Annotated in this window: 11 protein-coding genes; all 11 read left to right on the top strand. The window is 60.4% G+C overall.

Annotation, left to right across the window (positions count from 1 at the left end; translation table 11 throughout):
• Window positions 1-187 precede the first annotated feature (187 nt).
• Window positions 188-1,069 carry a triacylglycerol lipase gene (locus tag CKW19_RS12290; protein ID WP_095058120.1) on the top strand — a complete coding sequence of 294 codons (882 nt, stop codon included), beginning with the start codon at window positions 188-190 and terminating at the stop codon, window positions 1,067-1,069.
• Between the two features lie 108 nt (window positions 1,070-1,177).
• The gene (locus CKW19_RS12285; RefSeq protein ID WP_095058119.1) at window positions 1,178-1,459 is read left to right on the top strand and encodes a peptidylprolyl isomerase; all 282 of its coding nucleotides are present in this window, start codon (window positions 1,178-1,180) and stop codon (window positions 1,457-1,459) included.
• Between the two features lie 134 nt (window positions 1,460-1,593).
• Window positions 1,594-3,462: an extracellular solute-binding protein gene (locus tag CKW19_RS12280; protein WP_095058118.1), complete on the top strand. Its 1,869-nt coding sequence runs from the start codon at window positions 1,594-1,596 to the stop codon at window positions 3,460-3,462.
• Window positions 3,462-4,523 carry a microcin C ABC transporter permease YejB gene (locus CKW19_RS12275; RefSeq protein WP_095058117.1) on the top strand — a complete coding sequence of 354 codons (1,062 nt, stop codon included), beginning with the start codon at window positions 3,462-3,464 and terminating at the stop codon, window positions 4,521-4,523. The genes CKW19_RS12280 and CKW19_RS12275 overlap by 1 nt, the downstream gene beginning before the upstream one ends.
• A complete protein-coding gene (locus CKW19_RS12270) occupies window positions 4,523-5,545 on the top strand; it encodes an ABC transporter permease (RefSeq protein WP_095058116.1) in 1,023 nt (340 codons plus the stop codon). The genes CKW19_RS12275 and CKW19_RS12270 overlap by 1 nt, the downstream gene beginning before the upstream one ends.
• Window positions 5,546-5,559: 14 nt before the next feature.
• Window positions 5,560-7,137, top strand: coding sequence for an ABC transporter ATP-binding protein (locus CKW19_RS12265; protein ID WP_095058115.1), 1,578 nt, complete (start codon window positions 5,560-5,562; stop codon window positions 7,135-7,137).
• Window positions 7,138-7,241: 104 nt separating this feature from the next.
• Window positions 7,242-8,657, top strand: coding sequence for a sigma-54-dependent Fis family transcriptional regulator (locus CKW19_RS12260; protein ID WP_095058114.1), 1,416 nt, complete (start codon window positions 7,242-7,244; stop codon window positions 8,655-8,657).
• 287 nt (window positions 8,658-8,944) lie between these two features.
• Window positions 8,945-10,336, top strand: coding sequence for a GntP family permease (locus CKW19_RS12255; RefSeq protein WP_095058113.1), 1,392 nt, complete (start codon window positions 8,945-8,947; stop codon window positions 10,334-10,336).
• A gap of 7 nt (window positions 10,337-10,343) precedes the next feature.
• Window positions 10,344-11,117 (top strand): 3-hydroxybutyrate dehydrogenase, encoded by a 774-nt coding sequence (locus CKW19_RS12250; RefSeq protein ID WP_095058112.1) that lies wholly within the window; start codon window positions 10,344-10,346, stop codon window positions 11,115-11,117.
• A 44-nt stretch (window positions 11,118-11,161) separates the two neighbouring features.
• Window positions 11,162-13,117: an acetoacetate--CoA ligase gene (locus CKW19_RS12245; protein ID WP_095058111.1), complete on the top strand. Its 1,956-nt coding sequence runs from the start codon at window positions 11,162-11,164 to the stop codon at window positions 13,115-13,117.
• A gap of 190 nt (window positions 13,118-13,307) precedes the next feature.
• Entirely contained in the window at window positions 13,308-15,845 is a 2,538-nt protein-coding gene (locus tag CKW19_RS12240; RefSeq protein ID WP_095058110.1) for a PAS domain-containing protein, read from the top strand.
• Window positions 15,846-15,903 lie beyond the last annotated feature (58 nt).

Here is a 15,903-nt window from a genome sequence, read left to right as displayed (position 1 = left end):
GAGCGCTGTCGAGCCATATAGACGTCCAGATAATCCGACCAAGACCGCAAATACATGCGTGTTTTCATACCGGACCTATACCGTTTTCATCGGTTTTCAGCGGACTTTTCATACATCGCGCCAGCGTTGAGTGTTTTAGAGTGAAGCGCACTGCACCTCCCACGAACTGCTGCGAAAAGGTACGAACATGCAACGGAATGCAAACACCTGCCACCCAATCCTGCTGATCCATGGTCTGTTCGGAGTCGAACGGATCGGCAAATTCGAACTCTTCCATGACATCAAACAGGCCCTGCGAAACAGCGGCGCAAGGGTATTCGTGCCGCAACTGTCAGCCATTCACAGCAATGAAGTTCGTGGCGACCAGCTACTGGCGCAAATCGAGCGCGTACTGGAAGGAACAGGCGCAAGTAAAGTCAACCTGATCGGACACAGTCAGGGCGCACTCGCTGCACGCTATGCTGCAGCGGTTGCGCCAGGCAGGGTCGCTTCGGTGACGTCGGTCAGCGGGCCTAATCACGGCTCGGAACTGGCTGATTTCCTGCGAAAGGCGCTGACACCCGGGCGCTTGCCGGAACAAGTTGCCGAGGCGGTCGTGACCTTGTTTGCCGACTTCCTGGCAACCCTCAGCAACGACCATTACCTGGCGCGCAACGCAGTCGCTGCGCTGAATGCCCTGACCACCGAAGGCGTAGGCGCATTCAACGACAAGTACCCACAGGGTTTACCCAAAACCTGGGGCGGCGAGGGTCGAGAGTTGGTCGATGGCGTTCGCTATTACTCATGGAGCGGTGTCCTTCAGCCCAATGTGCTCGCCGAAGGTGTTAACGCGCTCGACCCGTTCCACACCCTGTGCCGCGCCTTTTCCCGCTACTTCATCACCGAAGCCGATCAGAACGATGGCATGGTCGGACGCTTCAGTTCCCATTTGGGCACGGTGATCCGCTCCGACTACGCCCTGGATCATCTGGACACTATCAGCCAGCCGGCGGGTCAACTGCGCACGAACATCGATCCGGTTGAACTGTTTGTGGAGCATGCCGAACGCTTGAAAGAGGTCGGCCTGTGACAAACACCTTGCTCCGGGTCCCGCGCAGGTTGGAACTTTTGAGGAGAAATAGCGCCCTGAATCCGGTAGGCTCAGCACTTTGCAAAACACTGAATGGAGAATTTTCCCATGGCTAAAGCCACTGCCCGTCACATCCTTGTTGCCAGCGAAGACAAGTGCAACGAACTCAAGGCCCAAATCGAAGGCGGCGCCGACTTCGCCGACGTTGCCAAGGCTAACTCCACTTGCCCATCCAGCCGCCAGGGCGGTGACCTCGGTTCGTTCGGTCCAGGCCAGATGGTCAAGGAATTCGACACCGTTGTTTTCAGCGCGCCAATCAACGTCGTGCAAGGCCCGGTGAAGACCCAGTTCGGTTACCACCTGCTGGAAGTGACCAGCCGCCAGGACTGATCAACGCTTGAGTTTTTCGCACAACGGCCCGCCATTTGGTGGGCCGTTGTGTTTCAGGTACGTTAATACGGCTGGCGAGGGACGCGCCGCTAGCGTACAAATCATCGTTTATCCCCCCGGCTTTAAGGCTGACAATGCGACTGGCTTTCCCTATTTTATTGTTCACTGCCGTGGCCCTGCTGTTGGGCGCCGTTGGTGTGAACGCAGCGCCGCAACACGCAATGACCGTCTACGGCGAACCGGCCAAGTACCCAGCCGGTTTCAGTCATTTTGCCTACACCAACCCGCAAGCCCCCAAGGGCGGCACGATGCGTCGTTCAGCGATTGAAATCGGCCACTTCGACCATGTCCTGCCCTACATCGATAAAGGCATCGGCGTCACACAGATCGATGGTTTGCTGTATTCACCGCTGGCCCAGCGTTCACTGGACGAGCCCTACACGGTGTACGGTCTGGTGGCGCAGAAGATGGAGCGTTCCGATGACCGCCTGTCCCTGCGCTTCTACCTCAATCCCAAGGCGCGTTTTGCCGACGGCAAGCCCATCACCGCCGAAGACGTGCGCTATACCTTCGACCTGCTGATGACCCAGGGCAGCCTGCGCTATCGCACTCAATTCGCCGACGTCAAAGGCGTCGAAGTGGAATCGCCACTGGTCGTTCGCTTTGACTTCAAGAACAACGAAAACCGCACCCTGCCCCTCGACATCGCAACCTTGCCGGTGTTTCCCGAGCATTGGTGGAAGACCCGGGATTTTGCCGGCGGTGGCGGTTATGAACCGCCGCTGGGCAGCGGCCCCTATAAAGTAGGCAAAGTCGATTCGGGTCGCAGCATCACGTTCGAGCGCAACCCCGATTGGTGGGGCAAGGAGTTGCCCGTCAGCCGCGGCTTGTACAACTTCGATCATTTCAGCCTCGAGTATTTCGGTGATACCGACGTCGCGCGCCAAGTCCTGCGCGGTGGCGCCTACGACTACAACCGTGAGTTTTCCGCCACCGGTTATTCCATCGGCTACGAAAGCCCGGCCTTGAGCGACGGTCGCCTGCAAAAAGCCCACCTCGCCACCGAGGCGCCGCAACCGTCTCAAGGCTTCGTGTTCAACCTGCAAAAGCCGATGTTCCAGGACCGTCGGGTACGTCAGGCGCTGGTGATGCTGTGGGACTTCGAATGGAGCAACCGGCAGATGATGCGCAACCTGTACATCCGCCAGCAAAGCTACTTCTCCAACACCGACCTCGCCGCCCGGCAACTGCCGGATGCCGGAGAACTGGCGATCCTCGAACCGCTGCGCGGACAGATTCCCGACGAAGTTTTCAGCAAAGTGTTCGAGGCGCCGAAAACCGATGGCAGCGGCGTGATTCGCGACAAGCAACTGCAAGCCCTGGACCTGCTCGAACAGGCCGGCTGGAAACCCGATGGTGATCAACTGGTGAACGCCGACGGTGAACCGCTGAGCTTCACGTTCCTGATCAGCCAGAACGGCATGGACCGTTTGCTGTTGCCCTATAAGCGCACGCTGAAGCAGATCGGCATCGAACTGAATATCCGCCGCATCGACTCATCCCAGTACGTCAATCGCCTGATGAGCCGAGATTACGACATGATCGTCACCGGCTATCCGGTGACCACTTCGCCCGGAGGCGAACTGTTCAATTATTTCGGCTCGGCCGCCGCCACCGACCCCGGCTCCAACAACTACATGGTGTTGAAGAACCCCGCGGTGGACTCCCTGATCGCCGGACTGGTGCGCGCCAACACCCAGGCTGACATGCTGCACTATGCCCATGCCCTCGACCGTGTATTGCAGTGGAATTACTACTGGATTCCCAACTACTACCCGCCTGGCACCTCCACCGTCTGGTGGAACCGCTTTGGCATCCCGAATGTGCAAGCGAGCAATGACGAAGCCATCGAGAGCTGGTGGGAAATGAGCACCACACCGTTGACCAATCAGGAAATGACGGCCGAGCGCATTCGCCGTGGCAGACCCGGAGGACCGCACTGATGTGGGCATACATACTGCGGCGTCTGCTGCTGATCATTCCGACGCTGGTGATCATTCTTCTGGTCAATTTCGTGATCGTCCAGGCCGCACCGGGCGGGCCAGTGGAACAAGCCATCGCGCACCTGCAAGGCATTGGCGGCGCCGCGGTCGGTGGCGGTTCCGGTGACTCCGTGAGCAGCACGTCCCGGGCCAGTCGCGGCCTCGATCCTCAATTGATAAAAGACATCGAAAAACAGTACGGTTTCGACAAACCCGCGCACGAGCGTCTGTGGCTGATGCTCACCAGTTACGCCCGGCTGGATTTCGGCAAGAGCTTCTTTCGTGGCGCCACGGTCACCGACCTGATCCTGGAAAAAATGCCGGTCACCATTTCCCTCGGGCTCTGGGCGACGCTGATCACTTATCTGGTGTCGATCCCGCTGGGCATTCGCAAGGCCGTGCATCACGGCAGCCATTTCGATATCTGGAGCAGCACGGCGATCATCATCGGCTACGCCATGCCGGCGTTCCTGTTCGCCATGTTCCTGATCGTGGTGTTTGCCGGAGGCACCTCGTTGAACTGGTTCCCGGTTCGCGGACTGGTCTCGGACAATTTCGACTCGTTGTCGACCGTCGGTAAAGTCGCCGATTACTTCTGGCACCTGGTACTGCCGGTGACGGCGCTGGTGATCGGTGGTTTCGCAACGCTGACCATCCTGACCAAAAACTCGTTCCTCAATGAAATCACCCGGCAATACGTGGTCACCGCCCGCGCCAAGGGCTTGAGCGAGCGCCGCGTGTTGTACGGCCATGTGTTCCGCAACGCGATGTTGCTGGTGGTGTCGGGGATTCCGCAGGCGTTTATCAGCGTGTTTTTTGCCGGCTCGTTGTTGATCGAAGTGATTTTCTCCCTCGATGGCCTGGGCCGCATGAGTTACGAAGCGGCTGTGTCGCGGGACTATCCGGTGGTGTTCGGCTCGCTCTTCATCTTCACCTTGTTCGGCCTTTTGATAAAACTCGTCGGCGACCTCTGCTACACCCTGGTCGACCCGCGTATCGACTTTGCCGCGAGGAACGCCTGATGCTCACGCTTTCCCCATTGGCGCGTCGTCGATTCGAGCGTTTCAAGAAAAACCGTCGTGGCTGGTGGTCGCTGTGGCTGTTTATCGGTCTGTTCGCACTGACCCTCGGCGGCGAACTGATCGCCAACGACAAACCGCTGATCGTCAGTTATCAGGGTCAGTGGTATTTCCCGGCGCTCAAGCGCTACACCGAGCAGGAGTTCGGCGGGCAACTGCCATTCCAGGCCGACTACCGCAGTGATTACGTACAGCAGCTGATTAAAAAGGATGGCGGCTGGCTGCTGTTTCCGCCGATTCCGTTCAGCGACGACACGCCGAATTACGACTTGATCAAACCCGCCCCGAGCCCGCCGACCAGCGTGAACTGGCTGGGCACCGATGACCAGTCACGGGACGTGCTGGCCCGGGTGATTTTCGGTGCGCGGGTGTCGATTCTGTTTGCCTTGATGTTGACGTTTGTCAGCGCCCTGATCGGTATCGCCGCCGGTGCCCTGCAAGGGTATTACGGCGGCTGGGTCGATCTGCTGGGTCAACGATTGCTGGAAGTCTGGTCCGGGTTGCCGGTGCTGTACCTGCTGATCATTTTGTCCGGTTTTGTCGAGCCGAATTTCTGGTGGCTGCTGGGGATCATGACGCTGTTTTCCTGGCTGGCCCTGGTGGACGTGGTGCGCGCCGAGTTCCTGCGCGGGCGCAATCTGGAATACGTCAAAGCCGCACGGGCACTTGGCCTGAGCGACCGAAAAGTGATCGTGCGACACATCCTGCCCAACGCCATGAATGCGACGCTGAGTTATTTGCCTTTCATTCTGACCGGTGCCATTTCGACCCTGACGGCGCTGGACTTCCTCGGGTTCGGCATGCCGGCGGGCAGTGCTTCGCTGGGCGAACTGATCGGCCAAGGCAAGCAGAACCTGCAAGCGCCATGGCTGGGCCTGACGGCGTTTTTCACCCTGGCGCTGATTCTTTCTTTACTGGTGTTTATTGGCGAAGCCTTGCGCGATGCCTTTGACCCGCGCTCTTGAAGCGGAAACTTGAAATGACCAACCTGATCGAAATCCGTGACCTCAGCGTCGCCTTCAGCGGCCAGACCGTGGTGCGCAACCTGTGCCTGGACATCCGCCCCGGCGAATGCCTCGCGCTGGTGGGCGAGTCCGGTTCGGGCAAGTCCGTCACGGCCCATTCGATCCTGCAATTGCTGCCCGAATGCGGCACCGAGACCACCGGCAGCATCCGCTATCGCGGCCAGGAACTGGTAGGGGCCGATGCCGGAAAATTGCGCAAACTGCGCGGCGACCGCATCGCAATGATCTTTCAGGAGCCGATGACTTCGCTCAACCCGCTGCACAGCATCGAAAAGCAGATCGGTGAAACGCTGCTGGTGCACAAAGGCATGGCCGGGAAAGCGGCGCAGGCGCGGATTCTTGAATTGCTGCAGCTGGTGGGCATCCAAAAACCCCTGGAGCGACTGAAAGCCTATCCCCATCAACTGTCCGGCGGGCAGCGCCAGCGGGTGATGATTGCCATGGCCCTGGCCTGCGAGCCGGAACTGTTGATCGCCGACGAACCCACCACGGCGCTTGATGTGACGGTGCAGCGCAAAATCCTGCTGCTGCTCAAATCCTTGCAGCAACGGCTGGGCATGTCGCTGCTGCTGATCAGTCACGACCTCAATCTGGTGCGCAGCATCGCCCAGCGCGTGTGCGTGATGAAGGCCGGGGAAATCGTCGAACAGGCGTCGTGCGAAACCCTGTTCACCGAACCGAAACACCCTTACAGCTGCGTGCTGCTGAACGCCGAACCGGAGGGCGAAGCCCTGCCCCGGGACGAACGCGAAAACGTGCTGGAGGTGGATGATTTGCGGGTGCAGTTTCCGGTCAGTGGCGGACTGTTTCAGCGCAAAACCTATCTGCGCGCCGTGGATGGCATCAGCCTGAACATTCAGCGCGGCAAGACGCTGGGTATTGTCGGTGAATCCGGCTCCGGAAAGTCCACGCTGGGTCAGGCGATCCTGCGCCTGCTCGACTCCGAAGGCGGCATTCGCTTTCAGGGCGAAGCGCTGGAGGAGCTGACGCAAAAGCAGCTGCGCCCATGGCGCAAGAAGATGCAGGTGGTGTTCCAGGATCCGTTTGGCAGCCTCAGCCCGCGCATGTCGGTGGCGCAAATCATCAGCGAAGGCCTTGAAGTGCACAGCCAGTTGACGACGGAGCAATGCAACGCCGAAGTGATCCGGGCGTTGCAGGAAGTCGGGCTCGACCCGCAAAGCCGCCATCGCTACCCCCACGAATTTTCCGGCGGCCAACGTCAGCGCATCGCCATTGCCCGGGCGCTGGTGCTGAAACCGGCATTGATCCTGCTCGACGAACCGACGTCGGCGCTGGACCGCACCGTGCAAAAACAGGTCGTCGCCCTGCTTCGCCAGCTTCAGGAAAAACACGGTTTGACCTACCTGTTCATCAGCCATGACCTGGCAGTGGTGCGCGCGCTTGCCCACTACATGATCGTGATCAAGGACGGCAAAGTGGTGGAACGCGGCGCCAGCCATGATGTGTTCGATTCGCCGCAGCACCCGTACACCAAAGAGCTAATGGCAGCGGCGATGTTGGGGCAGGCATAATCGCGCCTGGCAGTTGAACCGTGTCGCAGCCATCGCGGGCTTGCCCCGGGCGGCGTTCCGACGATGGGGCCCGAACAGTCAACGAGAAACAAGGATCAATACCGATGAACACCACCGAAAGCCTTAAGGACTACCAGCGCGTGCGCCTGCTGGCGATCCGCTCATTGTTCGAGATCATCGAGCAGTCGAGTGAAGGCACGGTGATCGTCGACCGTGACGCCAACATCGTCTGGATGAACGAGCGCTACGCCCGGCGCTTCGGCCTGGAGTCGGCTGAAAGCGCGATCGGCAAGGCCTGCGAAAGCGTGATCCCCGGCAGCCTGTTGCGCGAAGTGGTGCGCACCGGCCGGCCGATTTTGCTCGACATGCAAGACACCTCCAAAGAACCACTGGTGGTCATGCGCCTGCCGATTCATGACGATGCCGGCGTGGTGATCGGCGCCATCGGCTTCGCCCTGTTCGACGAATTGCGCAGCCTGTCGCCGATGCTCAAGCGCTACATGAGCATGCAGGAAGAACTGGCCTCTACCCGTTCACTGCTGCGCGCGCGGCAAACCAAATACAACTTCGCTCATTTCATTGGCACCAGCGCCGCCAGCCTGGAAGTCAAACGTCGGGCACGTCGTAGTGCGAGTACGGAATCGCCTGTGTTGCTGCTCGGCGAAACCGGTACCGGCAAGGAATTGCTGGCCCAGGCGATCCACAATGCGTCGCCGCGGGCGCACAAGGCGTTTGTCAGCATCAACAGCGCGGCTATTCCGGAATCATTGCTGGAAGCCGAATTTTTCGGCACGGCGCCCGGCGCCTTTACCGGCGCCGACCGCAAGGGGCGTGCCGGCAAACTGCAAATCGCCCAGGGCGGCACCTTGTTTCTCGATGAAATCGGCGACATGCCGCTGCCCCTGCAAAGCAAACTGCTGCGGGTGTTGCAGGAAAAGGAGTTCGAACCCGTCGGCTCCAATGAAGTGATCCAGAGCGATGTGCGGGTGATTGCCGCAACCTCCACCGACCTCGAAGCCGCGATCAAACGCGGTGAGTTTCGTGCCGATTTGTACTACCGCCTCAACGTCTTGCCGATCCAGGTACCGCCCCTGCGCGACCGTCTTGACGACCTGCCGGCCCTGAGCGAAGCGATTCTGGAGGAACTGCGCAGCCAGCATGAACTGCACCACGAAGCCCTGGCGCTGCTGAGCCAGCATGCCTGGCCGGGAAACATCCGTGAGCTGCGCAACGTGCTGGAACGCGCCGCCCTGCTCAGCGATGACTTGCGCCTGACAGCCACGGATCTGCGGGCAGCCATTGGCACATTCACACCCGTTGAACGTCTGTCTCCGCCGCCCTTCGAAGCGGTTGCTTATGAGACATTCAGTGCAGCGCGGGAACGGTTTGACCGGCAATTGATTGAATCCACCCTCGCGCAATGCGGGGGAAAGGTGGTTCAAGCAGCGGCGCGACTGGGGCTGGGACGGTCGACGTTGTACAAGAAGATGGTGGCGTTGGGGATTGCCGAATCTCATTAATGAGACATAAATCTCAACTATTGGACAATCCATCGCAAACAAGCTCGCTCCTACAGGAAGACGGAGCTTTATGTGGGAGCGCGGACCACTGTAGGAGCGAGCTTGCTCGCGATGAGGTCCTCACCCCCGCCAAAAGTCTCAATCTTGAGACAAACTATCCTCACTCACCTCAAAACAAACAACTATATCCTTATATTTCAACGCCTTAGCTATCTGGCACGAAAGTCGCTATACGCCTTTCCTACAAAAGATCCACCCTACAAAAATAACAACCCAGGAGACACACCATGAGTGTGATCATTGCCTTGGCAGCCCTCGCGCTGCTGATGCTGGCTGCTTACCGTGGCTACAGCGTTATCCTTTTCGCCCCGATTGCCGCCCTTGGCGCCGTCCTGCTCACCGACCCTTCTGCCGTCGCGCCCGCCTTCACCGGCGTGTTCATGGAGAAAATGGTCGGCTTCATCAAACTGTATTTCCCGGTGTTCCTGCTCGGTGCGGTGTTCGGCAAGTTGATCGAGTTGTCGGGGTTCTCGCGTTCCATCGTTGCCGCCGCGATTCGCCTGCTCGGCACGCGTCAGGCCATGCTGGTGATCGTGCTGGTCTGCGCCCTGCTGACCTACGGCGGCGTCTCGCTGTTCGTGGTGGTCTTCGCGGTCTATCCATTTGCTGCCGAGATGTTCCGCCAAAGCAACATTCCCAAGCGCCTGATCCCGGCGACCATCGCCCTCGGCGCGTTCTCGTTCACCATGGACGCCCTGCCCGGCACGCCGCAGATCCAGAACATCATTCCCAGCACCTTCTTCAACACCACCGCGTGGGCGGCGCCGTGGCTGGGTGTGATCGGCACGATCTTCGTGTTCAGCGCCGGCATGCTGTTTCTCCAGCGCCAGCGCAACAAGGCCCAACGCAGCGGTGAAGGCTATGGCTCGGACCTGCGCAACGAACCGGAAACCGCCGCCGACATCAAGCTGCCCAACCCGTGGCTCGCCCTGTCACCGTTGCTCGCGGTGGGCATCATGAACCTGCTGTTCACCCAGTGGATTCCGCAGTGGTACGGCAAGACCCACAGCCTGGCGCTGCCGGGCATGGCCACGCCAGTCACCACCGAAATCGCCAAGCTCACCGCGATCTGGGCGGTTCAGGCGGCGTTGCTGGTGGGCATCCTCATGGTGCTCGCGTTTGGTTTCAAGGCGATCCGCAGCAAGCTGGCCGAAGGCAGTAAAAGTGCGGTCAGCGGTGCCCTGCTCGCGGCGATGAACACTGCCTCTGAATATGGCTTCGGTGCGGTGATCGCCTCGCTGCCAGGTTTTCTGGTGCTGGCCGACTGGCTCAAGAACATTCCCAATCCGCTGGTCAATGAAGCGATTACCGTGACCCTGTTGGCCGGTATCACCGGCTCGGCATCGGGCGGCATGAGCATCGCGCTGGCGGCAATGTCCGAACAGTTCATCAGCGCCGCCCACGCTGCGAACATTCCCCTGGAAGTGATGCACCGGGTGGCGTCGATGGCCAGCGGCGGTATGGACACCCTGCCGCACAACGGTGCGGTAATTACCTTGCTGGCGGTCACCGGCCTGACCCACCGCGAGGCTTACAAAGACATTTTCTGTATTACGCTGATCAAGACCCTGGCGGTTTTCGTGGTGATCGGCACCTTCTACGCCACTGGCATTGTGTGAGGTATTCATGACGACTCTTTCGGGCAAGACCGCACTGGTCACCGGTTCCACCAGCGGCATCGGCCTGGGGATTGCCCTCAGCCTGGCCAAGGCTGGGGCCAACCTGATCCTCAACGGGTTCGGCGATGCATCCAAAGTGATTGCCGACGTGGCACAGTTCGGCGGCAAGGTCGGCCACCATCCGGCCGACGTCAGCGACCCCGCGCAAATCGCCGACATGATCGCCTACGCCGAGCGCGAGTTCGGCGGCATCGACATTCTGGTCAACAACGCCGGCATTCAGCACGTCGCGCCCGTCGATGAGTTTCCGGTGGAACGCTGGGATTCGATCATTGCGATCAACCTGTCATCGGTGTTCCACAGTACCCGGCTGAGCCTGCCGGGTATGCGTGCCAAGGGTTGGGGTCGGGTGATCAACATTGCCTCGGTGCATGGGATGGTCGGTTCGGTGGGCAAAGCAGCTTACGTCGCCGCCAAGCATGGGGTGATCGGTCTGACCAAAGTGGTCGCACTGGAAACGGCCACCACCCAGGTCACCTGCAATGCGATTTGCCCGGGCTGGGTGCTGACGCCGCTGGTGCAAAAGCAGATCGATGACCGCGCCGCGACCGGGATTGACCCGCAGCAGGCGCAGCACGATTTGTTGGCCGAGAAGCAGCCGTCGCTGGAATTCGTGACACCGCCACAATTGGGTGAACTGGTGCTGTTCCTGTGCAGTGATGCGGGGAGTCAGGTACGCGGTGCGGCGTGGAATATCGATGGTGGGTGGTTGGCGCAGTAACTGCCGCAAGCCTGTGTGAAGGCATAAAAAAGAAGAGGTATTCCATGTCCGACATCCTCTGGCAACCCAGCGCCGAACGCATCGACAAGACCCGCATGGAGGCCTTTCGGCGCTTCATCAATCAGCGCCATCGCCTGCACATCGACGACTATCCCGCCCTGCATCAATGGTCCATCGATCAGCGGCGGGACTTCTGGCAAGCCATCGTCGACTTCTTCGACATCCGCTTTCACCAACAACCCGACGCGGTGCTGCTCGAAGGTCCGCAGATGCCCAGCGCCGAGTGGTTTCCCGGTGCCACCCTGAATTTCGCCGAACACCTGCTGCGGCGTCGCGACGATGCCGTGGCGGTGGTGGCCGTAGGTGAGAACGGCCAACGCGAACACTTGACCTGGGCCGAGCTGGCGGAACATGTCGCCGGTTTTCAAAACGGTTTGATCGCTGCCGGTGTTCGTGTGGGCGACCGGGTCGCGGCGTGCATGCCCAACACCTGGCAGACCCTGGTGGCCATGCTCGCGACCACCAGCCTCGGTGCGATCTGGTCTTGCTCGTCTCCGGACTTCGGCACCCAGGGCGTGGTTGACCGTTTCGGCCAGATCGAACCGAAAGTGCTGCTGACCTGCGCCGGCTACCGCTATGCCGGCAACGACGTCGACCAGACCGCCAAGGTCAACGAAATCCTCGAACGCCTGCCGTCGTTGCGGCAATTGGTCGTTGTGCCTTACGCACGGCCGGAAGCGCACATCGAAGACTTCCACACAACGGCCAATGTCACGCTGTGGGACGACTTCTATGTGGCCGGCGGCGAACCGGATTTCGTCCCGGTGCCGTTCGCCCATCCGCTGTACATCCTCTACTCCAGCGGTACCACCGGTGTGCCGAAATGCATCATTCACAGTACCGGCGGCGTGCTGCTGCAACACGTCAAGGAACACGGTCTGCATGCCGATCTTGGCCCCGGCGAACGGTTGTTCTACTACACCACCTGCGGCTGGATGATGTGGAACTGGCTGGTCTCGGCGCTGGCGGTAGGCAGCGCCGTGGTGCTGTACGACGGCTCGCCGTTCCAGCCTGACCCGCAGCGTCTGGTCGACCTGATCGATGACGAGCGAATTACTGTCTTCGGCACCAGCCCCAAGTTTCTCGCGACCCTGGAAAGCAGCGGTGTGAAGCCCAGGGAAAGCCACGACCTGAGCAGCCTGAAAACCTTGCTGTGCACGGGCTCCGCGCTGTCGCCGCAGAGTTACGATTACGTCTACCGCGACTTCAAGCCCGACCTGTGCCTGGCGTCGATGTCGGGGGGCACCGACATCGTTTCATGCTTCGTGAACGGCAATCCGTTGCAACCGGTGCGCCGTGGCGAAATACAGGGCAAGAGCCTGGGCATGGCCGTCGAAGTGTGGAACGACGACGGGCACCCGGTGATCGGCGAGAAAGGTGAGTTGGTGTGCACCCGGCACTTCCCGGCGATGCCGATCGGGCTGTGGAATGATCCGGATGGAGAGAAACTGCGGACGTCCTATTTCAGCCAGTTCCCCGGCGTCTGGGCCCAAGGCGACTACGCGGAACAATTGTCCCACGGCGCGATGATGATCCACGGACGCTCCGACGCCGTGCTCAACCCCGGTGGCGTGCGCATCGGTACGGCGGAAATCTACCGCCAGGTGGAAAAAGTCCCGCAAGTGCTCGACAGCGTCGCCATTGGTCAGCAATGGCAGGATGACGTGCGTGTGGTGCTGTTTGTGCAGTTGCGAGGCGGCGTGGAACTCGATGAGCAACTGCAACAGCAGATTCGCCAGGTCATTCGCGCCAACACCACACCACGCCACGTGCCGGCGAAAATCGTCGCGGTGACGGACGTTCCCCGAACCATCAGCGGCAAGGTCGTGGAGTTGGCGGTGCGTAACGTGGTGCATGGGCAGAAGGTAAAAAACACCGATGCCCTGGCCAATCCCGAAGCGCTGGAGCAATTCCGTGACCGACCTGAACTGATGGATTGAAATGGGATTACCTGTAGGAGCAAGCTTGCTCGCGATAGCGGAGTGTCAGTTGACATCAATGTAATTTGATCCGACGCCATCGCGAGCAAGCGCACGCCTACATTGACCGCTCAAGCCTCTGAATCAACCCGCGCCTGTCACCTGTGCAAGAATAGCCCCAGCCAAAGCGACTCATGCGCAGGACACTTTGATGAAAGCAACACCAACCGGCAGCGACGCCCAAGCCTTGATCGCCCGACTGGACTGGGCGATCGGTCCACTGGGTGCGGCAAGCACCTGGCCGCAGAGCCTGCGAACCGCCGTGGACATCGTGATTCACTCGCCGATGCCGATGCTGTTGCTGTGGGGGCCGCAACTCACGCAGATCTACAACGACGGCTTCGCCCTGCTGGCCGGGAGCAAACATCCCCACGCGTTCGGCCAGCCGACGCACCAGACTTGGCCCGAGTTGAAAGACTTCACCGATCCGATCTATAGCGCGGTCCTGCAAGGCCAGGTGCGAACTTACAGCGAGCAACGATTCACTTTGCAGCGTGAAGGCCAGGATTCCGACTTCTGGCTCGACCTGACCTACAGCCCCATTCGCGACGAGAGCGCACAAGTCGCGGGCATTCTGGTCACGGCCATCGAAACCAATGAGCGCCGACGCATCGCCCTCGAACTCGAACAGCGTTCTGCGGCGAGCCTCAAGGCCCAGCGCGAAACCGAGGAACGTCTGCAACTGGCCCTCGCCGCCACCGACGCGGTCGGCACCTGGGATTGGGACATTGGCGAGGACCGCTTTATCGCTGACGCGCATTTTGCCCAGTTGCACGGTATCGACCCGACCATGGCCGGCCAGTTGCCGATCAGTGAGTACCTGCACGGCGTGCACCCCGAAGACCGTGCCCTGATCGCCCGCAGCATCAAGCACTGCATCACCCACGGCACCGAGTACGCCGAGGAATACCGCCTGTTGCAACCCGACGGTGAGTTGCGCTGGGTGTTTGCCCGAGGGCGTTGCTACAAGGACCACCATGGCCGACCGATCCGTTTTCTCGGTGCCGCCCTGGACCTGACCGAACGCAAACACACCGAACAGGCGCTGCGCCAGAGCCAGACCGAGCTGCAACTGATCATCAACGCCATGCCGATCCTGATCAGCTACGTCGATCGCGAAGAACGTTTTCGCCTGAACAACGCCGCCTACCTCGACTGGTACGGCCTGACCCCGCAGGAGCTCTACGGTCGCACCATTCTTGAAGTACTGGGTGAAGAAGCCTACGCGCTGCGCGCCCTGCACATCGCCGAAGCCCTGTCCGGCAGGCCCGGTTGCTTCAGCATCAGCACGCCACACCGCGACGGCAGTATTCGTCAGGCGTTGATGAATTACCTGCCGCGCCACGGTGCCGACGGCGCCGTGAACGGTTTCTATATTTTCGTGATCGACGAAACCGAGCGCAAAAAAACCGAAGAAGCCCTGCGTATTCTTAACGAAACCCTCGAGGAGCGGGTCGCCGCCCGCACCCGGCAACTCGCCGAAGCGAACGAGCGACTGCAGAGCGAAATGTTCGAACGCGAGCGCGCCGAAGACGCCTTGCGCCACGCGCAGAAAATGGAAGCGGTCGGCCAGCTCACCGGCGGTATCGCCCATGACTTCAACAACATGCTCACCGGAATCCTCGGCAGCCTCGACCTGATGCAACGCTTCATTGCCGAAGGGCGAACCGAAGAGATCGGCCGTTTTACCGAGGCGGCGATGTCCTCGGCCAACCGCGCCGCCGCCCTTACCCATCGGTTGCTGGCGTTCTCAAGGCGTCAGTCGCTCAACCGCAAACCGCTCAACGCCAATGATTTGATCCATTCGCTGGAAGACCTGCTCAGCAGGACCAAGGGCAATCACATCGAACTCCAATTGCAACTGGCCGAGAATATCTGGCGGGTCAACACCGACGTCAGCCAACTGGAGAATGCGCTGCTCAACCTGGTGATCAACGCCCGGGACGCCATGCCCGATGGCGGCGAACTGCGCATCGAAACCGCCAACGCCTATCTCGACGGCAGTGAAATCACCACCCTGGAACCGGTCAATGCCGGGGACTACGTGATGATCGCAGTCAGCGATAACGGTACCGGCATGACGCCTTCGGTGCTGGCCAAGGCTTTCGATCCGTTCTTCACCACCAAACCCATCGGCCAGGGCACCGGTCTGGGCCTGTCGATGATCTACGGCTTTGCCCAACAATCGGGTGGCCATGTCAGCCTGTTCAGCCTGCCCGGTCGTGGCACCAGCGTGCGGTTGTACCTGCCGCGCCTGCATTCGACCGAGGAAGAAAAAGAACCTGCACCGGTCGTTAGCGAAGCACCCGCGGCGATTGCCGGTGAAACCGTGATGCTGGTCGAGGACGATCCGGCGGTGCGCATGCTGGTCCTTGATCTGCTGAACGAGCTCGGTTACCGCGCCCACGCCGCCGAAGACGCCAAAGGCGCATTGCCCGTGCTTGAGTCCGGGTTGCGTCTGGACCTGTTGGTCACCGATGTCGGGCTGCCGGGCATGAATGGCCGGCAACTGGCAGAAATCGCCCGCCAGCACCGTCCGGGACTGAAAGTGCTGTTCATGACCGGTTATGCGGAAATCGCCGCCGAACGCCAGGGTTTCCTGGAGGACGGCATGGACATGGTCGCCAAGCCGTTCTCCATCGACCTGCTGGCCAACAAGATTCGTACGATGATCAGTCAACCGGGCTGACTTGAGGCATAATCGCGCGCCCCCAGCTGGCACCCACATAGCCACCACCGCTACAAGG

Source organism: Pseudomonas sp. Irchel s3f7, from assembly GCF_900187615.1.
Classification (GTDB): domain Bacteria; phylum Pseudomonadota; class Gammaproteobacteria; order Pseudomonadales; family Pseudomonadaceae; genus Aquipseudomonas.
Note: the sequence above shows the minus strand (reverse complement) of the source record. Positions and strands in the feature narration are given on the sequence as shown.

What these genes read in the sequence shown, in the direction of transcription:
- CKW19_RS12255 (WP_095058113.1), top strand. Translation starts at nt 8,945, where the DNA reads ATGAGTGTGATCATTGCCTTGGCAGCCCTCGCGCTGCTGATGCTGGCT.
- CKW19_RS12265 (WP_095058115.1), top strand. Translation starts at nt 5,560, where the DNA reads ATGACCAACCTGATCGAAATCCGTGACCTCAGCGTCGCCTTCAGCGGC.
- CKW19_RS12290 (WP_095058120.1), top strand. Translation starts at nt 188, where the DNA reads ATGCAACGGAATGCAAACACCTGCCACCCAATCCTGCTGATCCATGGT.
- CKW19_RS12250 (WP_095058112.1), top strand. Translation starts at nt 10,344, where the DNA reads ATGACGACTCTTTCGGGCAAGACCGCACTGGTCACCGGTTCCACCAGC.
- CKW19_RS12245 (WP_095058111.1), top strand. Translation starts at nt 11,162, where the DNA reads ATGTCCGACATCCTCTGGCAACCCAGCGCCGAACGCATCGACAAGACC.
- CKW19_RS12275 (WP_095058117.1), top strand. Translation starts at nt 3,462, where the DNA reads ATGTGGGCATACATACTGCGGCGTCTGCTGCTGATCATTCCGACGCTG.
- CKW19_RS12285 (WP_095058119.1), top strand. Translation starts at nt 1,178, where the DNA reads ATGGCTAAAGCCACTGCCCGTCACATCCTTGTTGCCAGCGAAGACAAG.
- CKW19_RS12280 (WP_095058118.1), top strand. Translation starts at nt 1,594, where the DNA reads ATGCGACTGGCTTTCCCTATTTTATTGTTCACTGCCGTGGCCCTGCTG.
- CKW19_RS12240 (WP_095058110.1), top strand. Translation starts at nt 13,308, where the DNA reads ATGAAAGCAACACCAACCGGCAGCGACGCCCAAGCCTTGATCGCCCGA.
- CKW19_RS12270 (WP_095058116.1), top strand. Translation starts at nt 4,523, where the DNA reads ATGCTCACGCTTTCCCCATTGGCGCGTCGTCGATTCGAGCGTTTCAAG.
- CKW19_RS12260 (WP_095058114.1), top strand. Translation starts at nt 7,242, where the DNA reads ATGAACACCACCGAAAGCCTTAAGGACTACCAGCGCGTGCGCCTGCTG.